26 protein-coding genes and 1 other annotated feature are annotated in these 23,080 nt (G+C 40.6%); of the genes, 25 read left to right on the top strand and 1 reads right to left on the bottom strand.

Annotation, left to right across the window (positions count from 1 at the left end):
* The first annotated feature begins 9 nt into the window (after positions 1-9).
* From rplA to tuf, 11 genes are all read left to right on the top strand, one after another.
* Complete coding sequence (gene rplA / locus PQ474_RS18450) at positions 10-705, top strand: 50S ribosomal protein L1 (RefSeq protein WP_273846497.1); 696 nt, start codon at positions 10-12, stop codon at positions 703-705.
* Positions 706-767: 62 nt separating this feature from the next.
* Positions 768-903: a sequence feature (ribosomal protein L10 leader region), on the top strand.
* 38 nt (positions 904-941) lie between these two features.
* Entirely contained in the window at positions 942-1,439 is a 498-nt protein-coding gene (gene rplJ / locus PQ474_RS18445) for a 50S ribosomal protein L10 (protein WP_273846494.1), read from the top strand.
* A 109-nt stretch (positions 1,440-1,548) separates the two neighbouring features.
* A complete protein-coding gene (gene rplL, locus PQ474_RS18440; RefSeq protein ID WP_273846492.1) occupies positions 1,549-1,911 on the top strand; it encodes a 50S ribosomal protein L7/L12 in 363 nt (120 codons plus the stop codon).
* Between the two features lie 99 nt (positions 1,912-2,010).
* Entirely contained in the window at positions 2,011-2,613 is a 603-nt protein-coding gene (locus PQ474_RS18435) for a class I SAM-dependent methyltransferase (protein WP_273846491.1), read from the top strand.
* Positions 2,614-2,943: 330 nt separating this feature from the next.
* Positions 2,944-6,486, top strand: a complete 3,543-nt coding sequence (gene rpoB / locus PQ474_RS18430; protein WP_273846489.1) for a DNA-directed RNA polymerase subunit beta — start codon at positions 2,944-2,946, stop codon at positions 6,484-6,486.
* 129 nt (positions 6,487-6,615) lie between these two features.
* Positions 6,616-10,242: a DNA-directed RNA polymerase subunit beta' gene (rpoC, locus tag PQ474_RS18425; RefSeq protein WP_273846487.1), complete on the top strand. Its 3,627-nt coding sequence runs from the start codon at positions 6,616-6,618 to the stop codon at positions 10,240-10,242.
* 88 nt (positions 10,243-10,330) lie between these two features.
* Positions 10,331-10,579: a 50S ribosomal protein L7ae-like protein gene (locus PQ474_RS18420; protein WP_273846485.1), complete on the top strand. Its 249-nt coding sequence runs from the start codon at positions 10,331-10,333 to the stop codon at positions 10,577-10,579.
* Between the two features lie 112 nt (positions 10,580-10,691).
* Positions 10,692-11,111, top strand: coding sequence for a 30S ribosomal protein S12 (gene rpsL, locus PQ474_RS18415; protein WP_273846484.1), 420 nt, complete (start codon positions 10,692-10,694; stop codon positions 11,109-11,111).
* A gap of 29 nt (positions 11,112-11,140) precedes the next feature.
* Positions 11,141-11,611: a 30S ribosomal protein S7 gene (rpsG, locus tag PQ474_RS18410; protein WP_273846482.1), complete on the top strand. Its 471-nt coding sequence runs from the start codon at positions 11,141-11,143 to the stop codon at positions 11,609-11,611.
* A gap of 51 nt (positions 11,612-11,662) precedes the next feature.
* Positions 11,663-13,741, top strand: coding sequence for an elongation factor G (gene fusA, locus PQ474_RS18405; protein ID WP_273846478.1), 2,079 nt, complete (start codon positions 11,663-11,665; stop codon positions 13,739-13,741).
* A 139-nt stretch (positions 13,742-13,880) separates the two neighbouring features.
* The gene (gene tuf, locus PQ474_RS18400) at positions 13,881-15,071 is read left to right on the top strand and encodes an elongation factor Tu (protein WP_273846475.1); all 1,191 of its coding nucleotides are present in this window, start codon (positions 13,881-13,883) and stop codon (positions 15,069-15,071) included.
* A gap of 22 nt (positions 15,072-15,093) precedes the next feature.
* Here tuf and PQ474_RS18395 read toward each other — a convergent pair whose 3' ends face one another.
* Positions 15,094-16,302, bottom strand: coding sequence for an MFS transporter (locus tag PQ474_RS18395; RefSeq protein ID WP_273846471.1), 1,209 nt, complete (start codon positions 16,300-16,302; stop codon positions 15,094-15,096).
* A gap of 324 nt (positions 16,303-16,626) precedes the next feature.
* On the opposite strand from PQ474_RS18395, the gene rpsJ reads away from it, so the two are divergent.
* The 14 genes from rpsJ (at position 16,627) to rplE (ending at position 23,059) form a co-directional block, all read left to right on the top strand.
* Complete coding sequence (gene rpsJ, locus PQ474_RS18390) at positions 16,627-16,935, top strand: 30S ribosomal protein S10 (RefSeq protein WP_017729599.1); 309 nt, start codon at positions 16,627-16,629, stop codon at positions 16,933-16,935.
* 87 nt (positions 16,936-17,022) lie between these two features.
* Positions 17,023-17,652, top strand: coding sequence for a 50S ribosomal protein L3 (gene rplC / locus PQ474_RS18385; RefSeq protein WP_273846464.1), 630 nt, complete (start codon positions 17,023-17,025; stop codon positions 17,650-17,652).
* A 25-nt stretch (positions 17,653-17,677) separates the two neighbouring features.
* Entirely contained in the window at positions 17,678-18,301 is a 624-nt protein-coding gene (rplD, locus tag PQ474_RS18380; RefSeq protein WP_273846463.1) for a 50S ribosomal protein L4, read from the top strand.
* Positions 18,301-18,591, top strand: a complete 291-nt coding sequence (gene rplW, locus PQ474_RS18375; protein WP_034745215.1) for a 50S ribosomal protein L23 — start codon at positions 18,301-18,303, stop codon at positions 18,589-18,591. The genes rplD and rplW overlap by 1 nt, the downstream gene beginning before the upstream one ends.
* A gap of 28 nt (positions 18,592-18,619) precedes the next feature.
* Entirely contained in the window at positions 18,620-19,450 is an 831-nt protein-coding gene (rplB, locus tag PQ474_RS18370) for a 50S ribosomal protein L2 (protein ID WP_273846460.1), read from the top strand.
* A gap of 61 nt (positions 19,451-19,511) precedes the next feature.
* Positions 19,512-19,790, top strand: a complete 279-nt coding sequence (gene rpsS / locus PQ474_RS18365) for a 30S ribosomal protein S19 (protein ID WP_273846458.1) — start codon at positions 19,512-19,514, stop codon at positions 19,788-19,790.
* A 28-nt stretch (positions 19,791-19,818) separates the two neighbouring features.
* The gene (gene rplV / locus PQ474_RS18360; protein ID WP_034745221.1) at positions 19,819-20,160 is read left to right on the top strand and encodes a 50S ribosomal protein L22; all 342 of its coding nucleotides are present in this window, start codon (positions 19,819-19,821) and stop codon (positions 20,158-20,160) included.
* A 3-nt stretch (positions 20,161-20,163) separates the two neighbouring features.
* Positions 20,164-20,823 (top strand): 30S ribosomal protein S3, encoded by a 660-nt coding sequence (gene rpsC / locus PQ474_RS18355; RefSeq protein ID WP_035664741.1) that lies wholly within the window; start codon positions 20,164-20,166, stop codon positions 20,821-20,823.
* Between the two features lie 2 nt (positions 20,824-20,825).
* Positions 20,826-21,260, top strand: coding sequence for a 50S ribosomal protein L16 (gene rplP / locus PQ474_RS18350; protein ID WP_273846449.1), 435 nt, complete (start codon positions 20,826-20,828; stop codon positions 21,258-21,260).
* Positions 21,250-21,453 (top strand): 50S ribosomal protein L29, encoded by a 204-nt coding sequence (gene rpmC, locus PQ474_RS18345; protein ID WP_273846446.1) that lies wholly within the window; start codon positions 21,250-21,252, stop codon positions 21,451-21,453. The genes rplP and rpmC overlap by 11 nt, the downstream gene beginning before the upstream one ends.
* Before the next feature lie 17 nt (positions 21,454-21,470).
* Entirely contained in the window at positions 21,471-21,731 is a 261-nt protein-coding gene (rpsQ, locus tag PQ474_RS18340) for a 30S ribosomal protein S17 (protein WP_273846445.1), read from the top strand.
* 33 nt (positions 21,732-21,764) lie between these two features.
* Complete coding sequence (gene rplN, locus PQ474_RS18335) at positions 21,765-22,133, top strand: 50S ribosomal protein L14 (protein WP_034631482.1); 369 nt, start codon at positions 21,765-21,767, stop codon at positions 22,131-22,133.
* A gap of 48 nt (positions 22,134-22,181) precedes the next feature.
* Positions 22,182-22,493, top strand: coding sequence for a 50S ribosomal protein L24 (gene rplX / locus PQ474_RS18330; protein WP_273846545.1), 312 nt, complete (start codon positions 22,182-22,184; stop codon positions 22,491-22,493).
* A gap of 26 nt (positions 22,494-22,519) precedes the next feature.
* Complete coding sequence (gene rplE / locus PQ474_RS18325; protein WP_273846441.1) at positions 22,520-23,059, top strand: 50S ribosomal protein L5; 540 nt, start codon at positions 22,520-22,522, stop codon at positions 23,057-23,059.
* The last annotated feature ends 21 nt before the right edge of the window (positions 23,060-23,080 follow it).

Here is a 23,080-nt window from a genome sequence, read left to right as displayed (position 1 = left end):
GGAAATAGCATGGCTAAGAAAAGTAAAAAATATGTAGATGCTCTTAAACTTGTTGATCGCGATACAGCGTATCAAGTAGAAGAAGCAATTGAGTTAGTTAAAAAGACGGCAACAGCGAAATTTGACGAAACAGTTGAAGTAGCTGTACGCCTTGGTGTTGATCCTAAGAAAGCAGACCAACAAATTCGTGGTGCTGTTGTTCTTCCAAACGGTACAGGTAAAACACAACGTGTGCTTGTATTCGCAAAAGGTGAAAAAGCAAAAGAAGCTGAAGCTGCTGGTGCTGACTATGTAGGTGATGAGGATTTCATCAACAAGATTACTCAAGGGTGGTTTGAGTTTGATGTAATCGTAGCTACACCTGACATGATGGCTCAAGTTGGTAAGCTTGGTCGCGTTCTTGGACCGAAAGGCTTAATGCCAAACCCTAAAACTGGTACGGTAACATTTGATGTAACGAAAGCTGTTAATGAAATCAAAGCTGGTAAAGTTGAATACCGCGTTGATAAAGCTGGTAACATCCACGTTCCTATCGGAAAAGTTTCTTTTGAAACTGAAAAACTAACTGAAAACTTCAAAACGATCATTGAAACTCTTGTAAAAGCAAAACCTGCTGCTGCAAAGGGAACTTACATGAAGAACGTTGCTGTTGCTTCTACAATGGGACCTGGAGTACGCGTAAACGCTACTGCTCTTACTAGATAATTAATGATTGACATAGATGTCTTGTGTGTGTATACTCTTAAGAGTGTCTTACACAAGACGCATTAAAATTGAATGTCATACCGTAGACAGTAGGTGTGTAATACACACTTAATTTCCTACCGAGGTAAGCGATAGATACAGGATTTTCACTGTGTTTGTATGCCCTCATGTCTACATGGGGGCTTTTTATATGCTTCTTTTGACGGTATGGTACGAAAACCATAGGAGGTGTAAGAATGAGCGTATTAGAACAAAAAAAGCAAGTCGTTTCTGACATTGCTGCGAAACTACGTGATAGTAAAGCAACAGTTGTTGTTGATTACCGTGGACTTAACGTTGCTGAAGTAACTGAACTTCGTAAACAGCTTCGTGAAGCTGGCGTTGAATTCAAAGTATACAAAAACACACTTGCTCGCCGTGCAACTGCAGAAGCAGAACTTACTGCTCTTGATGAGCAACTAGTAGGACCTACTGCTATTGCATTCAGTACTGAAGATGTCATTGCTCCTGCTAAAGTGATTAACGAATTCGCTAAAAAGCATGAAGCGCTTGAAATCAAAGCTGGTGTAATCGAAGGTCAAGTAGCTACTGTTGCTGAAGTAAAAGCTCTTGCTGAACTTCCATCACGCGAAGGTCTTCTTTCAATGCTTGCGAACGTACTTCAAGCTCCAGTTCGTGGACTTGCGTTGGTTACAAAAGCTGTTGCAGAACAAAAAGAAGAACAAGGCGCATAATAATCAAGCTTTTAAAGCTAGATTACAAGCTGTCCAATTGTAATAGAGCGTACTTGGTTCTACTTAGTGCGTAAAAAAATAATGAAAACAATAATAGGAGGATTTAAAAATGACTAAAGAACAAATCATTGAAGCGGTTAAAGAAATGACTGTTTTAGAACTTAACGACCTTGTAAAAGCTATCGAAGAAGAATTTGGTGTAACTGCTGCTGCTCCTGTAGCTGTAGCTGCTGCTGGTGGAGACGCTGGTGCTGCAGAACAAACTGAGTTTGATGTAATCCTTACATCTGCTGGTGGTTCTAAAATCAACGTTATCAAAGTTGTTCGTGAAATCACAGGTCTTGGTCTTAAAGAAGCAAAAGCTCTTGTTGATGGTGCTCCAGCTCCAATCAAAGAAGGTGCTTCTAAAGAAGAAGCTGAAGAAGCTAAAGGCAAGTTAGAAGATGCAGGTGCTTCTGTAGAAGTTAAGTAATAGAGTTTTATAAAGGGGATTCGCTTCTGGCGAGTCCTTTTTTATTTGATGAGTAATTGGTCTATAATGGAATGGAATGATTTTTTAAGGAGCGATGTTATGTCGGACCATTATTATACAGAAAAACCAGGGGTTGATAGTCAGGAGAGAGATTGGAAGTTTGACTTAAGAGGCGTAACCTTTTCCTTTTTCTCAGACCGTGGTGTTTTTTCAAAGAAAGAAGTCGACTTTGGGAGTAAGTTATTAACGGATGTTTTTTCTTTTCCTGCTGTAACCGGAGATATTTTAGATGTTGGTTGTGGCTATGGACCGATAGGCCTGTCGATAGCCAAATCTGATTCTACTAGAGTGGTTCATATGATTGATGTAAATGAACGTGCGTTACAGTTATCAGAACGGAATGCAGAAAGAAATCAAATTAAAAATGTCGAAATCTACAAAAGTGATCGACTAGTAAGTGTAACGAAAACGGATTTTGCGGCAGTTGTAACGAATCCGCCTATACGCGCAGGGAAACAAATCGTACACTCGATTTTTGAGCAAGCCTATCAGCATTTAGTGAATCAGGGAGAGTTATGGGTGGTCATTCAAAAGAAACAAGGGGCGCCATCTTCGGTTGAGAAATTAGAAAGTCTATTTAATGAAGTAGAAGTTGTCGAAAAGAAAAAAGGTTACTTCATTATTAAAGCAAAAAAGGTTTGACCTAGCTTGTCTTTTGTGATATTGTTATTTAATGCGTATAACTACCTATTTTTAGATCGTATTTTCGTTAAAAGTCAAGTGGCAATTTTTGAATAAAGATGTGAAGTAGTGGTTATACTGGAATAATCGATTGAAGTTTGTGAAAATAGGTCACTATTTATTTTCCTGTTAAAAGAAAGAAATCGAGCTTTCTTTTAATGTACGTACATACTTAGTGTGCGAGTTTTATTTAATCTATAAAAATGTTGAAATCTAGTTTGGTGAATATGGCTCATCAGGTAGACAAAATGTTTTTAGATACTATAACGCGAGATTTGAGGGGTGAATCAGTTGACAGGTCAACTAGTTCAGTATGGACGCCACCGCCAGCGAAGAAGCTATGCAAGGATTAACGAAGTGTTGGAGCTGCCGAATTTAATTGAAATTCAAACAGCGTCCTATCAGTGGTTTCTTGATGAGGGCCTAAGAGAAATGTTCCAAGATATTTCTCCGATTCAAGACTTTACAGGAAACTTAGTTCTAGAATTTATTGATTATAGTCTTGGAGAACCAAAATATCCAGTGGATGAATCGAAAGAACGTGATGTGACTTATGCTGCACCATTACGTGTTAAGGTTCGCTTAATTAACAAAGAAACTGGAGAAGTGAAAGAGCAAGAAGTATTTATGGGAGACTTCCCACTCATGACTGAGACGGGAACGTTTGTCATTAATGGTGCCGAACGTGTCATTGTTTCTCAGCTTGTTCGATCTCCTAGTGTATACTACAGTCAAAAAACCGATAAAAACGGTAAAAAAGGGTTTACGGCAACTGTTATTCCGAACCGTGGTGCGTGGTTGGAACTTGAAACAGATGCTAAAGATATCGTTTACGTTCGGATCGACCGCACAAGAAAAATACCAGTGACGGTTCTTTTGCGTGCGTTAGGTTTTGGATCTGATCAAGAGATCATTGATTTATTAGGTGAAGATGAGTACCTTCGCAATTCGTTAGAAAAAGACAACACGGATGGAACCGAGAAAGCGTTACTAGAAATTTATGAGCGTCTTCGTCCAGGTGAACCACCGACAGTTGAAAATGCAAAAAGCTTATTAGATTCACGTTTCTTTGATCCGAAACGTTATGATTTAGCGAATGTTGGTCGTTATAAGATTAATAAGAAGCTTCATATTAAAAATCGTTTATTCAACCAGCGTTTAGCAGAAACACTAGTTGATCCTGAAACGGGTGAAGTGATCGCTGAAGAAGGAACATTACTAGATCGCCGTACACTTGATAAAATCCTACCTTATATTGAGAACAATGTAGGATTCCGTCATGTAAACGCATCTGGTGGTGTTGTTGGTGATGAGGATATTGAACTACAATCTATTAAGATCTATGCTCCAAATGATCAAGATGGAGAAAGAACGATCCGTGTAATCGGAAATGCAATGGTTGACCGTTCGGTGAAGCACGTTACACCTTCTGATATTATTGCGTCTATTAATTATTTCTTCAACTTGTTACATGGTGTTGGAGATACAGATGATATTGACCATTTAGGAAATCGTCGTCTTCGTTCCGTAGGTGAACTGTTGCAAAACCAATTCCGTATCGGTTTATCTCGTATGGAACGTGTTGTTCGTGAGCGTATGTCCATTCAAGATCCAAATATGATCACGCCACAGGCACTAATCAACATTCGTCCTGTTATTGCGTCGATTAAAGAGTTCTTTGGTAGTTCACAGCTTTCACAGTTCATGGATCAAACGAATCCATTAGCTGAGTTAACTCATAAGCGGCGTCTATCTGCACTAGGACCGGGTGGTTTAACTCGTGAACGCGCCGGATTTGAAGTTCGTGACGTTCACTACTCCCACTATGGTCGTATGTGTCCGATTGAAACGCCAGAGGGACCGAACATTGGGTTGATTAACTCATTATCTTCTTACGCGAAAGTGAATGAATTTGGTTTCATGGAGACACCGTATCGTCGTGTAGATCCTGAAACTGGAAAAGTGACTTCGCAAATCGATTACTTAACAGCTGATGAAGAAGATAACTACGTTGTCGCTCAGGCGAATGCTCGTTTATCAGATGACGGTTCGTTTGTAGATGATAATATCATTGCTCGTTTCCGTGGGGAAAACACCGTTGTCCCTCGTGAACGTTTAGATTATATGGATGTATCGCCGAAGCAGGTTGTATCTGCTGCGACATCTTGTATTCCTTTCTTAGAAAATGATGACTCGAACCGTGCCCTAATGGGAGCGAACATGCAACGTCAAGCTGTACCTTTACTTGTTCCTGAGGCACCGATTGTCGGTACTGGAATGGAGCATGTGTCTGCAAGAGACTCAGGTGCTGCGATTGTTTCTAAGTCAAAAGGAATCGTTGAACGTGTAACAGCGAAAGAAATCTGGGTGCGCCGTCTAGAAGAAGTGGACGGTAAGGAAGTAAAAGGCGACCTTGATAAGTATAAATTACAAAAATATATCCGTTCGAACCAAGGAACAAGTTACAACCAACGTCCGATTGTCGCAGAAGGGAACGTCGTTGAAAAACGCGAAATCTTAGCTGATGGTCCGTCAATGGAGCTAGGCGAAATGGCACTTGGCCGTAACGTAATGGTTGGATTTATGACTTGGGACGGTTACAACTATGAGGATGCAATCATTTTAAGTGAGCGCCTTGTAAAAGATGATGTGTACACGTCTGTTCATATAGAAGAGTATGAATCAGAAGCTCGTGATACAAAGCTTGGACCTGAAGAAATTACACGCGATATCCCGAACGTTGGGGAAGATGCATTAAAGAATCTTGATGAGCGTGGAATTATTCGTACAGGTGCTGAAGTAAAAGATGGCGACATTCTTGTTGGAAAAGTAACTCCTAAAGGGGTAACGGAACTAACAGCCGAAGAACGTCTTTTACATGCCATTTTCGGTGAAAAAGCTCGTGAAGTCCGTGATACATCGCTACGTGCACCGCATGGTGGAGATGGAATTGTACTTGATGTTAAAATCTTCAACCGTGAAGATGGAGACGAATTACCACCTGGTGTGAACCAATTAGTTCGTGTCTACATCGTACAAAAGCGTAAAATTCACGAAGGTGATAAAATGGCGGGACGTCATGGTAACAAGGGTGTTATTTCTCGTATTCTTCCTGAAGAAGACATGCCTTACTTACCGGATGGAACTCCAATTGACATCATGTTAAACCCACTAGGGGTACCTTCTCGTATGAATATCGGTCAGGTACTTGAATTGCATCTTGGTATGGCTGCACGTAAGCTTGGAATTCATGTAGCATCACCAGTATTTGATGGTGCGAATGAAGAAGATGTGTGGGGTACGATTGAAGAAGCTGGTATGGCACGTGACGGAAAAACCATTCTTTATGATGGACGTACAGGTGAACCATTTGATAACCGTGTATCAGTAGGGATCATGTATATGATCAAACTTGCGCACATGGTTGATGATAAGTTACATGCTCGTTCAACTGGACCATACTCTCTAGTTACGCAACAACCACTTGGCGGTAAAGCTCAGTTTGGTGGACAGCGTTTCGGTGAGATGGAGGTTTGGGCACTTGAGGCTTATGGTGCGGCTTATACACTTCAAGAGATCTTAACGGTTAAGTCCGATGATGTGGTTGGACGTGTTAAGACCTATGAAGCGATTGTTAAAGGTGAGAATGTTCCAGAACCAGGTGTACCAGAATCATTCAAGGTATTAATTAAAGAGCTTCAATCTCTAGGGATGGATGTTAAGATGCTCTCTAGTAATGAAGAAGAGATTGAGATGAGAGAACTTGATGATGAAGACGATCAGACAAGTGAGAAACTTAATCTCAACTTCGAATCAAGTGAGTCAAACGTATAAAACAGCTTTGGGAGCTAGTAAAAGCTAGTTCCCTCAAGTTGTCTATCTGTATAGTTAGATGATGGCGTATCAGGCACTTTTTATTTACGAGCTCAATTAGACATGGAAACGAAAAGGGAGGTTAGCCCCTTGATAGATGTAAATAATTTCGAATATATGAAAATTGGTCTTGCTTCACCAAACAAAATCCGCTCTTGGTCAAGAGGGGAAGTTAAGAAGCCTGAAACCATTAATTATCGTACACTAAAGCCGGAAAAGGATGGTCTTTTCTGTGAGCGTATTTTTGGACCGACAAAAGACTGGGAATGTCATTGTGGGAAATATAAACGCGTTCGTTACAAAGGTGTTGTATGTGACCGTTGTGGAGTAGAGGTAACTCGTGCAAAAGTTCGTCGTGAACGCATGGGGCACATTGAACTTGCTGCGCCGGTATCTCATATTTGGTATTTCAAAGGAATCCCGAGTCGAATGGGTCTAGTCCTTGACATGTCTCCACGTTCATTAGAAGAAGTGATCTACTTTGCTTCGTATGTTGTAACAGATCCAGGTGATACACCACTTGAAAAGAAACAACTTCTTTCAGAAAAAGAATATCGTACATACCGTGATAAATACGGTCGTTCATTCAATGCTCAAATGGGTGCTGAAGCGATTCGTAAGTTACTAGCCGATATTGACTTAGAAAAAGAAGTAGGTTTATTAAAAGAGGAACTTGTAACAGCTCAAGGTCAACGTCGTACTCGTGCGATTAAACGTCTTGAAGTGTTAGAGGCATTCCGTCATTCAGGCAATGAGCCTTCATGGATGATCCTTGATGTCCTTCCTGTTATTCCTCCAGAACTTCGCCCGATGGTTCAGTTAGATGGTGGTCGTTTTGCAACATCTGACTTAAATGATTTATACCGTCGAGTGATCAACCGGAATAACCGTTTGAAGCGTCTTCTTGATTTAGGGGCTCCAAATATCATCGTTCAAAATGAGAAGCGTATGCTTCAAGAAGCTGTTGATGCGTTGATTGATAATGGACGTCGTGGTCGTCCTGTAACAGGACCAGGTAATCGTCCACTTAAATCTCTTTCTCATATGTTAAAAGGGAAACAAGGTCGTTTCCGTCAGAACTTACTAGGTAAACGTGTTGACTATTCTGGTCGTTCCGTTATCGTAGTAGGTCCTAACTTGAAAATGTACCAATGTGGACTTCCAAAAGAAATGGCACTTGAATTATTCAAGCCATTTGTGATGAAGGAACTTGTAAGTAAAGGTCTTGCTCATAACATTAAGAGTGCAAAGCGTAAGGTAGAACGTGTTCAACCTGAAGTTTGGGATGTGCTAGAAGAAGTGATTCGTGAGCATCCGGTTTTACTAAACCGTGCACCAACGCTTCACCGTCTTGGTATCCAAGCATTTGAACCAACTCTAGTTGAAGGTCGTGCAATTAAACTTCATCCACTTGTTTGTACAGCTTACAACGCTGACTTTGATGGAGACCAAATGGCTGTTCACGTACCGTTATCTGCTGAAGCTCAAGCGGAAGCGCGTATTTTAATGCTTGCTGCTCAAAATATCTTGAATCCTAAAGACGGAAAACCTGTTGTTACACCATCACAGGATATGGTTCTTGGTAACTATTATCTAACGATGGAACGCGATACGGCTAAAGGCGAAGGATCAATCTTCAAAGATACGAATGAAGCATTAATTGCTTATCAAAACGGTTATGTCCATTTACACAGTCGTGTAGCCATTCCGGTTTCGTCTCTTAACAAGCCGACATTCCGTGAGGATCAACATGATAAATTGTTACTAACGACAGTTGGGAAGTTGATCTTTAACGAGATCTTACCGGAAACATTCCCGTATATTAACGAACCAACTCAGTTTAACTTAGAAGTGGAAACACCTGAGAAATATATTGTTCCAACAACAACAGATGTGAAGAAGTATTTTGCTGAAAATGAACTTGTCTTACCGTTCAAGAAAGGTTTCTTAGGAAACGTTATTGCGGAAGTGTTCAAGAAATTTGCCATTGCTGAAACATCAAAAATGCTTGACCGAATGAAAGAGCTTGGATTTAAACATTCGACAAGAGCTGGTATTACCGTTGGTGTTGCGGACATCGTGGTATTAGCTGAAAAGAAAGAAATCATTGGAAAAGCTGAGCTAAAGGTTGAGAAAATTCTTAAGCAGTTCCGCCGTGGTTTAATTACGGAGGAAGAGCGTTATGATCGAGTCATTTCTGTATGGAGTGAAGCGAAGGATGTTATTCAAAATAAATTAATGGGTACGCTTGACCGAAGTAACCCGATCTTTATGATGAGTGACTCTGGTGCCCGTGGTAACGCATCTAACTTTACACAACTTGCGGGTATGCGTGGTTTAATGGCCAATCCATCTGGTCGTATCATTGAACTTCCGATCAAATCAAGTTTCCGTGAGGGATTAACTGTACTCGAGTACTTTATCTCTACTCATGGTGCGCGTAAAGGTCTTGCCGATACAGCCCTTAAAACAGCTGACTCAGGTTACCTAACTCGTCGTCTTGTTGACGTTGCCCAAGATGTTATTGTTCGTTCAGATGATTGTGGTACAGACCGTGGCTTAGCTGTTCGTGCGATCAAAGAAGGCAACGAAGTAATTGAAAACTTATACGATCGTCTTGTAGGTCGTGTGGTATTTAAAACACTTAAGCATCCAGAGACTGGCGAAGTGTTAGTCAAGAAGAATGAACTTATTGATGAAGACATCGCTAGAACAATTATTGAAGCTGGTGTAGAGGAAGTAACCATTCGCTCCGTATTCACTTGCGATACTCGTCACGGTGTTTGTAAGAAGTGTTACGGTCGTAACCTTGCAACTGGTAGCGACGTTGAGGTTGGGGAAGCGGTTGGTATTATTGCGGCCCAATCAATCGGTGAGCCAGGAACACAGCTTACAATGCGTACATTCCATACAGGTGGGGTAGCTGGAGACGATATTACTCAAGGTCTTCCGCGTATCCAAGAAATATTTGAAGCTCGTAACCCTAAAGGTCAAGCGGTTATCTCTGAAATCGATGGAGAAGTGATCGATTTCAAAGAAGGAGATAAGCGTGAAATCACAATCCGAAGTGAAATGGAAACGAAGAACTATGCGATTCCATACGGAGCTCGTATTAAAGTTTCTGTTGGTGACGTTGTTAAATTCGGTGAACCAATCACAGAAGGTTCGATTGATCCTAAGGAATTATTAAAAGTTAAAGGTATGAGCGGCGTTCAAGAATACTTACTTCGTGAAGTACAAAAAGTTTACCGTATGCAAGGGGTAGAAATTGGCGATAAGCACGTTGAAGTAATGGTTCGTCAAATGCTTCGTAAAGTACGTGTCGTTGATGCTGGTGAAACAAATGTATTACCAGGTTCTCTTATTGAGATCCAACAGTTTAACGATGAGAACAAAAAAGTTCTTCTTGAACAACAACGCCCTGCAACAGGTAAACCAGTATTGCTAGGTATTACAAAAGCATCTCTTGAAACAGATTCATTCTTATCAGCTGCATCATTCCAAGAAACGACACGTGTCTTAACTGATGCTGCTATTAAAGGTAAGCGAGACGAATTACTTGGTCTTAAAGAAAATGTTATCATTGGTAAGCTTGTACCTGCAGGAACGGGGATGCCACGTTACCGCCATTTAAATATTACATCTGAATATGATCAAGCTGAAAATGAATCAGTTGATCAACCAGTTGTAGAAGAAGTGCTAGCTCCAAATAAATAAATTAAAACAACAGTTGACAGTGTGTTACGAGAGTGATAATATATCCTAGTGTGCCTGAGAGAAATCCTGTTGCTTTGGAGGATGATTCATGTCTTATGAAAAAGTTTTACAGGCAAATGACCTAATAATAGGTACGAAACAAACGCTTAAGGCGCTTGATGAAGGTATTGTTTCTGAGGTATTTATTGCAAAAGATGCGGAGTACCGAGTTATTTACAAAGTTGAAGCATTAGCAAAAGCCAAAGATCTACCACTAGTATATGTCGACTCAATGAAGAAGCTTGGAAAAGCTTGTGGGATTGAAGTTGGCGCTGCCACTGTTGCTCTAAGGAAGTAAATAGATGTTTTTGCCACTCGGTGTCATCCGTTTGGCAAAAACTTTCCTTTTGCCTAAAGATGAACCACCAGGACCAGTGGTCTTAATTCACTTAATGAGAGGAGGAAATAAAATGCCTACAATTAATCAGTTAATTCGTAAAGGACGCGTTGCAAAAGTTAAGAAGTCAGATTCACCTGCTCTTAACAAAGGTTTCAACAGCTTCAAGAAGTCTCAAACAAACCTTTCTTCACCACAAAAGCGTGGAGTTTGTACTCGTGTTGGTACAATGACACCGAAGAAACCGAACTCGGCTCTTCGTAAATATGCTCGTGTACGTTTAACGAACCAAATTGAAGTTACAGCTTACATCCCAGGTATCGGTCACAACTTACAAGAGCACAGTGTTGTTCTTATCCGTGGTGGACGTGTAAAGGATTTACCGGGGGTACGTTACCATATCGTACGTGGAGCTCTTGATACGGCTGGTGTTCAAAACCGTATGCAAGGTCGTTCTAAATATGGAACTAAGCGTCCAAAAGAGAAAAAGTAATCTACTAATAGTTGAAAGGAGGGAATTATATGCCTCGTAAAGGACCAGTCGCTCGTCGCGATGTTTTACCAGATCCGATTTACAAATCAAAGCTTGTTACACGTTTAATCAACCGTATCATGGAGGATGGAAAACGTGGAAAAGCCCAAACGATTCTTTATAATGCGTTTGATCTTGTTAAAGAACGTAGTGGAAATGACCCAATGGAAGTATTCGATCAAGCTCTAAAGAACATTATGCCTGTTCTTGAAGTTAAAGCTCGTCGTGTTGGTGGAGCTAACTACCAAGTGCCGATCGAAGTTAAACCAGAACGTCGTACTACACTAGGTCTTCGTTGGTTAGTGAACTATTCACGTCAACGTGGAGAGAAAACGATGGAAGAGCGTCTAGCTAATGAAATTCTAGATGCTGCTAACAACGCAGGTGCTGCGGTTAAGAAGCGTGAAGATACACACAAAATGGCTGAAGCGAACAAAGCGTTTGCTCACTACCGTTGGTAAAATCTATAACTTTCAAATAAAATTGATTGAAACAGGAAGGAGAAATACCCTATGGCAAGAGAGTTCTCCTTGAAAGATACACGTAATATCGGGATCATGGCTCACATTGATGCTGGTAAAACAACAACAACTGAACGTGTACTTTTCTACACTGGACGTATCCACAAAATTGGTGAAACTCATGAAGGTGCATCTCAAATGGACTGGATGGCACAGGAGCAAGAGCGTGGTATCACGATCACTTCTGCTGCTACAACAGCTGCATGGAAAGATCACCGCATTAACATCATCGATACACCTGGACACGTAGACTTCACAGTTGAAGTAGAACGTTCATTACGTGTATTGGACGGAGCTGTAGCAGTACTTGATGCTCAATCTGGTGTTGAGCCTCAAACAGAAACAGTTTGGCGTCAAGCAACAACATATGGTGTACCACGTGTCGTTTTCGTTAACAAAATGGACAAAACGGGTGCAGATTTCCTTTACTCTTTAGGTACTTTACGTGATCGTCTTCAAGCAAATGCACATGCTATCCAATTACCAATTGGTGCTGAAGATGATTTCGAAGGTATTATTGATTTAATCGACATGGTTGCTTATTTCTACGAAGATGATCTTGGAACTCGTACTGAAGCGAAAGAAATCCCTGCTGAATACAAGGATAAAGCTCAAGAGTTACACGAACAACTTGTAGAAGCTGCGGCTGAACTTGATGAAGAGTTAACTATGAAATATCTTGAAGGTGAAGAAATTACGAAGGAAGAACTTAAGGCTGCAATCCGTAAAGGAACTTGTAACGTTGAGTTTTACCCAGTAATTTGTGGTTCGGCATTTAAGAACAAAGGTGTTCAGCTTATGCTTGACGCTGTTCTTGACTACCTACCATCACCTGTAGATGTACCAGCAATCAAAGGTATTATTCCTGATACTGAAGAAGAAGTGACGCGTGAATCTTCTGATGAAGCGCCATTCTCAGCTCTAGCGTTTAAGGTTATGACTGACCCTTACGTTGGTAAGCTTACATTCTTCCGTGTATACTCAGGTACACTAGATTCAGGTTCATATGTTAAGAACTCTACAAAAGGTAAGCGTGAGCGTGTTGGACGTATCCTACAAATGCATGCAAACTCTCGTGAAGAGATTTCGACAGTATACGCTGGAGATATTGCTGCTGCAGTAGGTTTGAAAGATACAACTACTGGTGATACTCTATGTGATGAAAAGAATCTTGTAATTCTTGAATCTATGGATTTCCCAGAGCCAGTAATCTCTTTATCTGTTGAGCCTAAATCTAAGGCTGATCAAGATAAAATGGGTATGGCTCTTGCGAAGCTTGCTGAAGAAGATCCAACTTTCCGTACTGAAACAAACGAAGAAACAGGTCAAACCATTATTTCTGGTATGGGTGAACTTCACCTTGATATCATTGTTGACCGTATGAGACGTGAGTTTAAAGTAGAGGCAAATGTTGGTGCGCCTCAAGTTTCTTACCGTGAGACGATCCGCCAAACGGCACAAGTTGAAGGTAAGTTCGTTCGTCAATCTGGTGGACGTGGACAATTTGGACACGTTTGGATTGAGTTCTCTCCAAATGAAGAGGGTGCAGGTTTTGAATTTGAAAATGCTGTAGTAGGTGGATCTGTTCCTCGTGAATACATCGGTTCTGTTGAACAAGGAATCAAAGAATCGCTTGTTAATGGTATGGTGGCTGGTTACCCAATCATCGATATCAAAGCTAAGCTTTTTGATGGTTCTTACCATGATGTTGACTCGAGTGAAATGGCGTTTAAGATCGCTGCATCTATGGCACTTAAAAATGCAAAATCAAAATGTGGTGCTGTATTACTTGAGCCTTTAATGAAGGTTGAAGTTGTTATTCCTGAAGAGTACATGGGAGATGTAATGGGTGACGTTACAGCTCGCCGTGGACGCGTTGAAGGAATGGAAGCACGTGGAAATGCTCAAATTGTAAAAGCATTTGTACCACTTGCTGAAATGTTCGGATATGCAACTTCACTTCGTTCACGTACACAAGGACGCGGAACGTACTCAATGGTATTTGATCATTATGAAGAAGTACCAAAGAGCATTGGTGAAGAAATTATCAAGAAACAAACTGGTCAATAATATTTTTGACTTAATAATTGTTTCCGATAATATTTTGTTGTAAGCTAAGAAAGGTGTTATTCAAGTATGGATATATCACCTTTCTTATCCATAAAAATACTTACTTATACTTATGTTCAATTAAGGGAGGAAATGAATCATGGCTAAAGAAAAATTCGATCGTTCCAAGACACATGCCAATATTGGTACAATTGGACACGTTGACCACGGTAAAACAACTCTAACTGCTGCAATCACAACAGTTTTAGCTAAGAAATCTGGTAAAGGTGTTGCAATGGCGTATGACGCTATCGATGGTGCTCCAGAAGAGCGCGAGCGTGGTATCACAATCTCAACTGCACACGTTGAGTATGAAACTGATAACCGTCACTATGCACACGTAGATTGCCCAGGACACGCTGACTATGTTAAAAACATGATCACTGGTGCTGCACAAATGGACGGAGGAATCTTAGTAGTTTCTGCTGCTGACGGCCCTATGCCACAAACTCGTGAGCACATCCTTTTATCTCGTCAAGTAGGTGTACCTTACCTTGTTGTATTTATGAACAAGTGTGACATGGTTGACGATGAAGAGCTACTTGAATTAGTAGAAATGGAAGTTCGTGACCTTCTTTCTGAGTACGATTTCCCTGGTGATGACATTCCTGTTATCCAAGGTTCTGCTCTTAAAGCTTTAGAAGGAGACGAAGCATGGGAAGCTAAAATCATCGAGCTTATGGAAGCTGTTGATAGCTATATCCCAACTCCTGAGCGTGACAAAGAAAAGCCTTTCATGATGCCTGTTGAGGATGTATTCTCTATCACTGGTCGTGGTACAGTTGCAACTGGTCGTGTAGAGCGTGGTCAACTTAATGTTGGTGACACTATCGACATCATCGGTATTACTGAAGAGCCTAAATCAACTACTTGTACTGGTGTTGAAATGTTCCGTAAGCTTCTTGATTATGCTGAAGCTGGTGACAACATTGGAGCACTTCTTCGTGGGGTTGCTCGTGATGAAGTACAACGTGGTCAAGTACTTGCTAAGCCAGGTACAATCACTCCACACACAAACTTCAAAGCTGAAGTTTATGTTCTTTCAAAAGAAGAGGGTGGACGTCACACTCCATTCTTCACTAACTACCGTCCTCAGTTCTACTTCCGTACAACTGACGTAACTGGAATTTGTAACCTTCCAGAAGGCGTTGAGATGGTAATGCCTGGTGACAACATCGAGATGACTGTTGAGCTTATCGCTCCAATCGCTATCGAAGAAGGTACTAAGTTCTCTATCCGTGAGGGTGGACGTACTGTTGGTGCCGGCGTTGTTGCATCAATCCAAAAATAATTAATTTATAAAGAAACCCACCTTATATAAGGTGGGTTTCTTTACTGTTTTGCTGGTGTTTTGATAAAACGAACATACAGAATGGAGCAAAAAGAGTTAATATCCCTATTACTGTAAAAGCTATGCCCCAATTAAACTGATCTAAAAGAATTCCAAAAAATAAAGGTGCAAATATCGTTGCACTAAATCCAATTACAGATTGAATGCCTAATGCAATGCCGAGTAATTCAGGGTCGGTTACTTCTGTTATTGCTGTGTTATAGATAGGAGAATCCGCTACTATTGTAAACCCATAAATGACAGCAATGATAATCATAACGAATATAGGTACAAAGGTTAACCAACCAATTGATAGTGTACAAGCAATACTAATAAGAAGAAAAAGACTTGCCGTTTTGCCTCGTCCAAACTGATCAGATAATCTCCCTCCTATATAAGTAGCCATCCCACCGATAATTATAATCAAGGCCCCAGTCGTATTTCCTAACTGGAAGGCAACTTGTTGGTCATATCCTTTATTGATAAAATAGAAAACCAAAAAGGGTCCAATCCAAGACCACATGGCATATAGTTCCCAGCAGTGACCGGTGTATCCTGCATTGATTAATAGGTTATTCTTTTTAAAAACTCCTTTAATTTTATCAACCGTTAACGTTTGACCTCTTAGCTTAATAGAAGAAGGAATCTGTAAAGGTAGAATTAATAATGCTGCAGTGATACTCAAAAAGGACGTAATCAGAATGACCCCTTGCCATCCTACTGCATCAATTAATAATGCAGAAATGAGAAGCGAACTACCAGAACCAACAACTAATGATCCGACATAAATACCAAGAGCGCGTCCTCTTTTTTCTGGAGGGAATAGTTCAGCCACCATTTTCATACCCGGAACATAGATACCAGCTACCCCTATCCCTGATAGTGTACGAAACATAATCGCCGACCAAAATCCATCAGCCCAAAAGGCAAATGCTAACCCAGAAACGCCCGCAAGAAAAGCACCAAAGATAAATGAATATTTTGGGTTATATGTAGAAATTAAAAAACTATAGAAGATAACAGCCAATACATACCCTATATGAAAGAACGCTAGGATAAAACCTGATTCGCTAGAAGTAAGATTCCACTCTTCTTCGATGACAGGTATAATAGAAGAGTAATTAAACCACACTTGCATAACAAAGAATTGAGCGATTGATAGAAACCAGAGCAATCGTTTTGAATTTTGCATTTTTCTCCTCCGCATTCTAATGCTTGTACATAAATTGTAGCAGATGTTTCGACTTACAGCATTTACTAATACAATAAATGAATAATTAATAGCAAAAGAGATTGCTTTTTTGTTCTAGGCACTATATAATAGTAAAAGTGTGATCAGCGTAAGTAATTCCACTTGCACTGGTTTTTATTTTTGTGTATAATGTGGAATGTTGATCATTGACAGCGATGATGCGGAAGGTTGCTGACACACCCGGCCCCATTGCCATGGCAGGGTGTAGGAAATTTTCGCGGAGTATGTCTGTTTATAAAAATGGACGATAAAGGAGGGGCTATAATGGCAAAGCAAAAGATTCGCATTCGTTTAAAAGCATATGATCACAGAGTCCTTGATCAATCTGCAGAAAAGATTGTAGAAACAGCAAAACGTTCAGGTGCAAGTGTATCGGGTCCGATTCCACTACCTACTGAAAAATCTGTTTACACAATTCTTCGTGCGGTTCATAAGTACAAAGATTCTCGTGAGCAGTTCGAAATGCGTACTCACAAACGTCTTATTGACATCGTGAATCCTACGCCACAAACTGTGGACGCGCTTATGCGTTTGGATTTACCATCTGGCGTTGATATCGAAATCAAACTTTAATCTTGTATATAACTTAAATAATGATTGTTCATTATTATGATATGAAAATGGCAAATAAAATATGATTTTTTATAGGAGGTGTAACGGATGACCAAAGGAATCTTAGGTAGAAAAATTGGCATGACTCAAATTTTTGCTGAAAACGGTGAAGTAATCCCAGTAACAGTAATTGAAGCAGAACCCAATGTAGTTCTTCAAAAGAAGACTGTTGATTCTGACGGATACGAAGCAATCCAAGTTGGATTTGCAGACCAAAAGAAAGCAAATGCTAACAAGCCAGCTGAAGGCCACGCTGCGAAAGCAAACACGGCTCCTAAGCGCTTCATCAAGGAAATCCGTAACGTAAATCTTGACGAGTATGAAGTAGGTCAAGAAGTTAAGGTAGATACATTCGCTGAAGGTGATGTAGTTGATGTGACAGGAACGTCTAAAGGGAAAGGTTTCCAAGGTGCTATCAAGCGTCATAACCAATCTCGTGGACCAATGTCTCATGGTTCTCGCTATCACCGTCGCCCGGGTTCAATGGGACCTGTAGCTCCAAACCGTGTATTCAAAGGGAAATTACTTCCTGGTCGTATGGGTGGAGAAACAATCACTGTTCAAAATCTTGAAATCGTAAAAGTGGATACTGAGCGTAACTTACTATTAGTTAAAGGTAATGTACCTGGAGCTAAAAAGAGCTATGTAGAGATCCAAAGTGCGGTTAAAGTAAAATAAGAAATAGTAGAAAGGAGGACACATCATGCCGAAAGTAGCTTTATTTAACCAAACTGGTTCACAAGTTGGAGATATCGAATTAGCTGATTCGATCTTTGGTATTGAGCCAAATAAAAGTGTGCTTCATGACGCTGTAGTAATGCAACAAGCATCTCTTCGTCAAGGTACACACAAAACAAAAGGACGTTCTGAAGTACGTGGTGGTGGTCGTAAACCATGGCGTCAAAAGGGAACTGGTCGTGCACGTCAAGGATCTATCCGCTCGCCACAATGGGTTGGTGGTGGAGTTGTATTCGGACCTACACCTCGTAGCTACAGCTACAAGTTACCTAAGAAAGTTCGTCGCTTAGCAATCAAATCTGCACTTTCTAGCAAAGTTTTAGCTGAAGAGATTGTAGTATTAGACAACTTATCATTCGAGACACCTAAGACAAAAGAAATGGCTGCAGTTCTTTCTGGTCTTTCTGTTGATCGTAAGGCGTTAGTAGTAACTGCTGACTATAACGATGCGGTTGCTCTTTCTGCGCGCAACTTACCTGGTGTAACATTTGTTACAGCTGATGGAGTTAGCGTTCTTGATGTGCTTAAGCATGATAAGCTTGTAATTACGAAAGACGCCGTTCAAAAGGTAGAGGAGGTGCTTGCGTAATGTCAAACGCTCGTGATATCATTAAGCGCCCTGTGATTACTGAACGTTCAACTGATCTAATGAGTGATAAAAGATATACATTCGAAGTTGATGTACGTGCTAATAAAACTCAAATCAAAGATGCTATTGAAGAGATCTTTGAAGTGAAAGTTGATAAAGTAAACACAATGAATTATAAAGGTAAATCAAAGCGTTTTGGTCGTTACACGGGTTACACAGCTCGTCGTAAAAAAGCGATCGTTACATTATCACCTGAGAGCAAAGAATTAGAGTTCTTTGAAGGTGTATAAAAAATAATCAAGAAGGAGGGAACTGAAAATGGCGATTAAGAAGTATAAACCAACCAGTGCCGGCCGTCGTGGTATGTCCGTATTAGATTTCGCGGAAATCACTACTGATAAGCCGGAAAAATCGTTACTTGCACCTTTACACAAAAAAGGCGGACGTAACAACCAAGGTAAATTAACTGTACGTCACCAAGGTGGTGGACATAAGCGTCAATATCGTGTGATTGATTTCAAACGTAACAAAGATGGTATTCCAGGCCGCGTTGCTACGATCGAATATGATCCAAACCGTTCTGCCAACATCGCACTAATCAACTATGTTGATGGTGAAAAACGTTACATTCTTGCTCCAAAAGGACTTAAAGTTGATATGATGATCGAGTCTGGTGCACAAGCGGATATTAAAGTAGGTAACGCGTTACCACTTATTAATATTCCTGTGGGTACTGTGATTCACAATATCGAACTTAAGCCTGGAAAAGGTGGACAATTAGTCCGTTCTGCTGGAACAGAAGCTCAATTACTAGGTAAAGAGGGAGATTACGTACTTGTTCGTTTGAACTCTGGTGAGACTCGCTACATCCTAGCTACTTGCCGCGCTACAATCGGTCAAGTTGGTAATCTTGAGCATGAGTTAGTGAATATCGGTAAAGCTGGTCGTTCACGTTGGTTAGGCAAGCGTCCAACTGTTCGTGGATCAGTAATGAACCCGAATGATCACCCACACGGTGGTGGTGAAGGTCGTTCGCCAATCGGACGTAAATCACCAATGTCACCATGGGGTAAACCAACTCTTGGTTACAAAACTCGCAAGAAAAACAAAGCATCAGATAAGTACATTGTACGTCGTCGTAAAAAATAACGGGGTTGCTCTGCGGTTCTCTTTTTAGAACCGTAGCACAATCACGAAGGGAGGTTTTCTCATGGGTCGTAGTTTGAAAAAGGGACCTTTTGTCGATGATCATCTTATGAAGAAAGTTGAATCAATGAATGAAACTGAAGATAAGAGAGTTATCAAGACTTGGTCACGTCGTTCAACGATTTTTCCTGAGTTCATCGGTCACACTATCGCAGTGTATGATGGCCGTAAGCACGTGCCTGTATACGTTTCTGAGGACATGGTTGGTCACAAGCTTGGTGAATTTGCACCAACTCGTACGTATAAAGGTCATGCCGCTGATGATAAGAAAACAAGACGTTAATATGTAAGTAAGAGAGGAGGTCAATCCTATGCAAGCTAAAGCAGTAGCAAAACAAGTTCGTATTGCTCCTCGTAAAGTTCGCTTGGTTATTGATTTGATTCGTGGTAAGCAAGTTGGTGAGGCAGTAGCAATCCTACGCCACACACCTAAAGCTGCTTCTCCAGTTGTAGAAAAGCTTTTAAATTCTGCAATCGCGAACGCTGAACATAACTATGAGATGGAGCCAAACAACCTTGTAATTAGTGAAGCGTTTGTAGACGAAGGCGTTACTTTGAAACGTTTCCGTCCACGTGCAATGGGACGTGCGAGTCGTATCAACAAACGTACTAGCCATATTACATTAGTTGTAACTGAAAAGAAGGAGGGATAAGACGTGGGTCAAAAGATTAATCCTACTGGACTTCGAGTTGGCGTTATTAAAGACTGGGAGTCAAAATGGTACGCTGATAAAGATTATGCTGTATTATTACACGAAGACATTAAAATTCGTGAGTATATTGAAAAACGCTTAAAGGACGCTTCTGTTTCTAAAATTGAAATCGAACGTGCTGCTAATCGTGTTAATGTCACAATTTCTACTGCTAAGCCAGGAATGGTGATCGGAAAAGGCGGTTCAGAAGTTGAAGCGCTACGTAAAGCGTTAAATGAATTGACTGGCAAACGTGTTCACATTAATATTTTCGAAATCAAGCAAGCAGACATGGATGCAAAACTTGTAGCTGAAAATATCGCTCGTCAATTAGAAAATCGTATTTCGTTCCGTCGTGCTATGAAGCAAGCTATCCAACGTACAATGCGTGCGGGTGCTAAGGGTATTAAAACTCAAGTATCTGGTCGTCTTGGTGGAGCTGATATCGCTCGTGCTGAACATTATAATGAAGGAACTGTTCCACTTCACACACTTCGTGCTGATATTGATTACGGTACAGCTGAAGCTGACACAACTTACGGTAAATTAGGTATAAAAATTTGGATTTATCGTGGTGAAGTCCTTCCAACGAAAGGAACGAAAAAAGAGGAAGGAGGCAACTAATTATGTTAATGCCAAAACGTGTTAAATATCGTCGCGAACATCGTGGAAACATGCGTGGACGTGCAAAAGGCGGTACAGAGGTTCATTTCGGTGAGTTCGGTCTTCAAGCTTTAGAAGCTTCTTGGATCACAAACCGTCAAATCGAATCTGCTCGTATTGCAATGACTCGTTACATGAAGCGTGGTGGTAAAGTATGGATCAAGATCTTCCCATCTAAGCCATACACTGCTAAGCCATTAGAAGTTCGAATGGGTTCTGGTAAAGGGGCGCCTGAAGGTTGGGTTGCTGTTGTCAAACCTGGAAAGATTATGTTTGAAATCGCTGGTGTTTCAGAAGAAGTTGCTCGTGAAGCTTTACGTTTAGCTTCTCATAAATTACCAGTTAAATGTAAGTTCGTAAAACGTAATGAAGTGGGTGGTGACGCAAATGAAAGCTAATGATATTCGTACTCTAACCACTGCTGAAATTGAGCAAAAGACGAAATCACTTAAAGAAGAATTGTTTAACCTTCGCTTTCAACTAGCGACTGGTCAATTGGATAATCCAGCCCGTATTCGTGAAGTTCGTAAAGCAATTGCTCGTGCGAAAACAGTTTTGCGTGAACGTGAGCTTGGAATTAACAACGGCTAAAAAGGAGGTTTGCGAAAATGGAACGCAACCAACGTAAGGTTTACACAGGACGTGTAGTTTCTGACAAAATGGATAAAACAATTTCTGTACTTGTTGAAACATATAAAAAAGATCGTCTATACGGTAAGCGCGTTAAGTACTCTAAAAAGTACAAAGCACATGATGAAAACAATAGCGCTAAAATTGGCGATATCGTTAAAGTTATGGAAACTCGTCCTCTTTCTAAGGATAAACGTTTCCGCTTAGTTGAAATCATTGAAGAATCGGTTATTATCTAATAGAATCCTTGGTTTGAAGGGAGGTAAGTTTGTATGATTCAACAAGAATCCCGTTTAAAAGTTGCTGATAATTCTGGTGCTCGTGAAGTACTATGTATTAAAGTATTAGGTGGATCTGGTCGTAAGACGGCTAACATTGGTGATGTAATTGTTTGCTCGGTAAAACAAGCAACACCAGGCGGCGTTGTCAAGAAAGGTGACGTTGTTAGAGCTGTTATCGTACGTACTAAGAGCGGTGCTCGTCGTAATGATGGTTCATACATCAAGTTTGATGAGAATGCTGCAGTTATCATTCGTGATGACAAGAGCCCACGTGGAACTCGTATTTTTGGACCAGTAGCTCGTGAACTTCGTGAAAATCAATTCATGAAGATTGTGTCTCTTGCTCCGGAAGTTCTTTAATAGAAGATAATTGAAAGGCCCTGTCAAGGAGGTGCGAACATGGCAAATATGCATGTCAAAAAAGGTGACACAGTAAAGGTCATCTCTGGAAAAGACAAAGGGAAACAAGGTGTAATCCTTGAGGCGTTCCCGAAGAAGAATCGTGTACTTGTTGAAGGTGTGAACATCGTTAAGAAGCATGCTAAACCTTCTCAAGATAACCCACAAGGTGGAATCTTGAATCTAGAAGCACCTATTCATTCTTCCAACGTTATGCCTATCGACCCTAAGTCTGGCGAACCTACTCGTGTAGGTTATAAAGTAGAGAACGGTAAAAAGGTACGTATTGCTAAGAAGTCTGGCGAATCTTTAGATAAGTAGTCAGTGTGTGAAAGGAGGTCAATCGTATGAGTCGTTTAAAAGAAAAGTATTCAAGTGAAATCGTGCCTAGTCTAGTAGAGAAATTCAACTATTCATCTGTTATGGCTGTGCCTAAACTTGAAAAGATTGTTGTAAACATGGGTGTTGGTGATGCTGTTTCTAACGCTAAAGCACTTGATAAAGCTGTTGAAGAGTTAGCTGAAATCACTGGTCAAAAACCATTGGTAACGAAAGCAAAGAAATCAATCGCTGGTTTCAAATTGCGTGAAGGTATGCCAATCGGTGCGAAGGTAACACTTCGTGGCGAGCGCATGTATCAATTTCTTGATAAATTAATTACTGTTTCACTTCCACGTGTACGTGACTTCCGTGGGATCTCAAAGAAAGCTTTTGACGGTCGCGGAAACTACACTTTAGGTGTGAAAGAACAATTAATCTTCCCTGAGATTGATTATGATAAAGTCGACAAAGTTCGTGGCATGGATATTGTTCTAGTAACAACTGCTAACACGGATGAAGAAGCTCGTGAACTTTTAACTCAAATGGGAATGCCATTTCAAAAATAATATAAGTCGTTTCGAAGAGGA

The organism is Halalkalibacter alkalisediminis, assembly GCF_028610705.1.
In the GTDB taxonomy this organism is placed as follows: domain Bacteria; phylum Bacillota; class Bacilli; order Bacillales; family Bacillaceae_D; genus Halalkalibacter; species Halalkalibacter alkalisediminis.
Note: the sequence above shows the minus strand (reverse complement) of the source record. Positions and strands in the feature narration are given on the sequence as shown.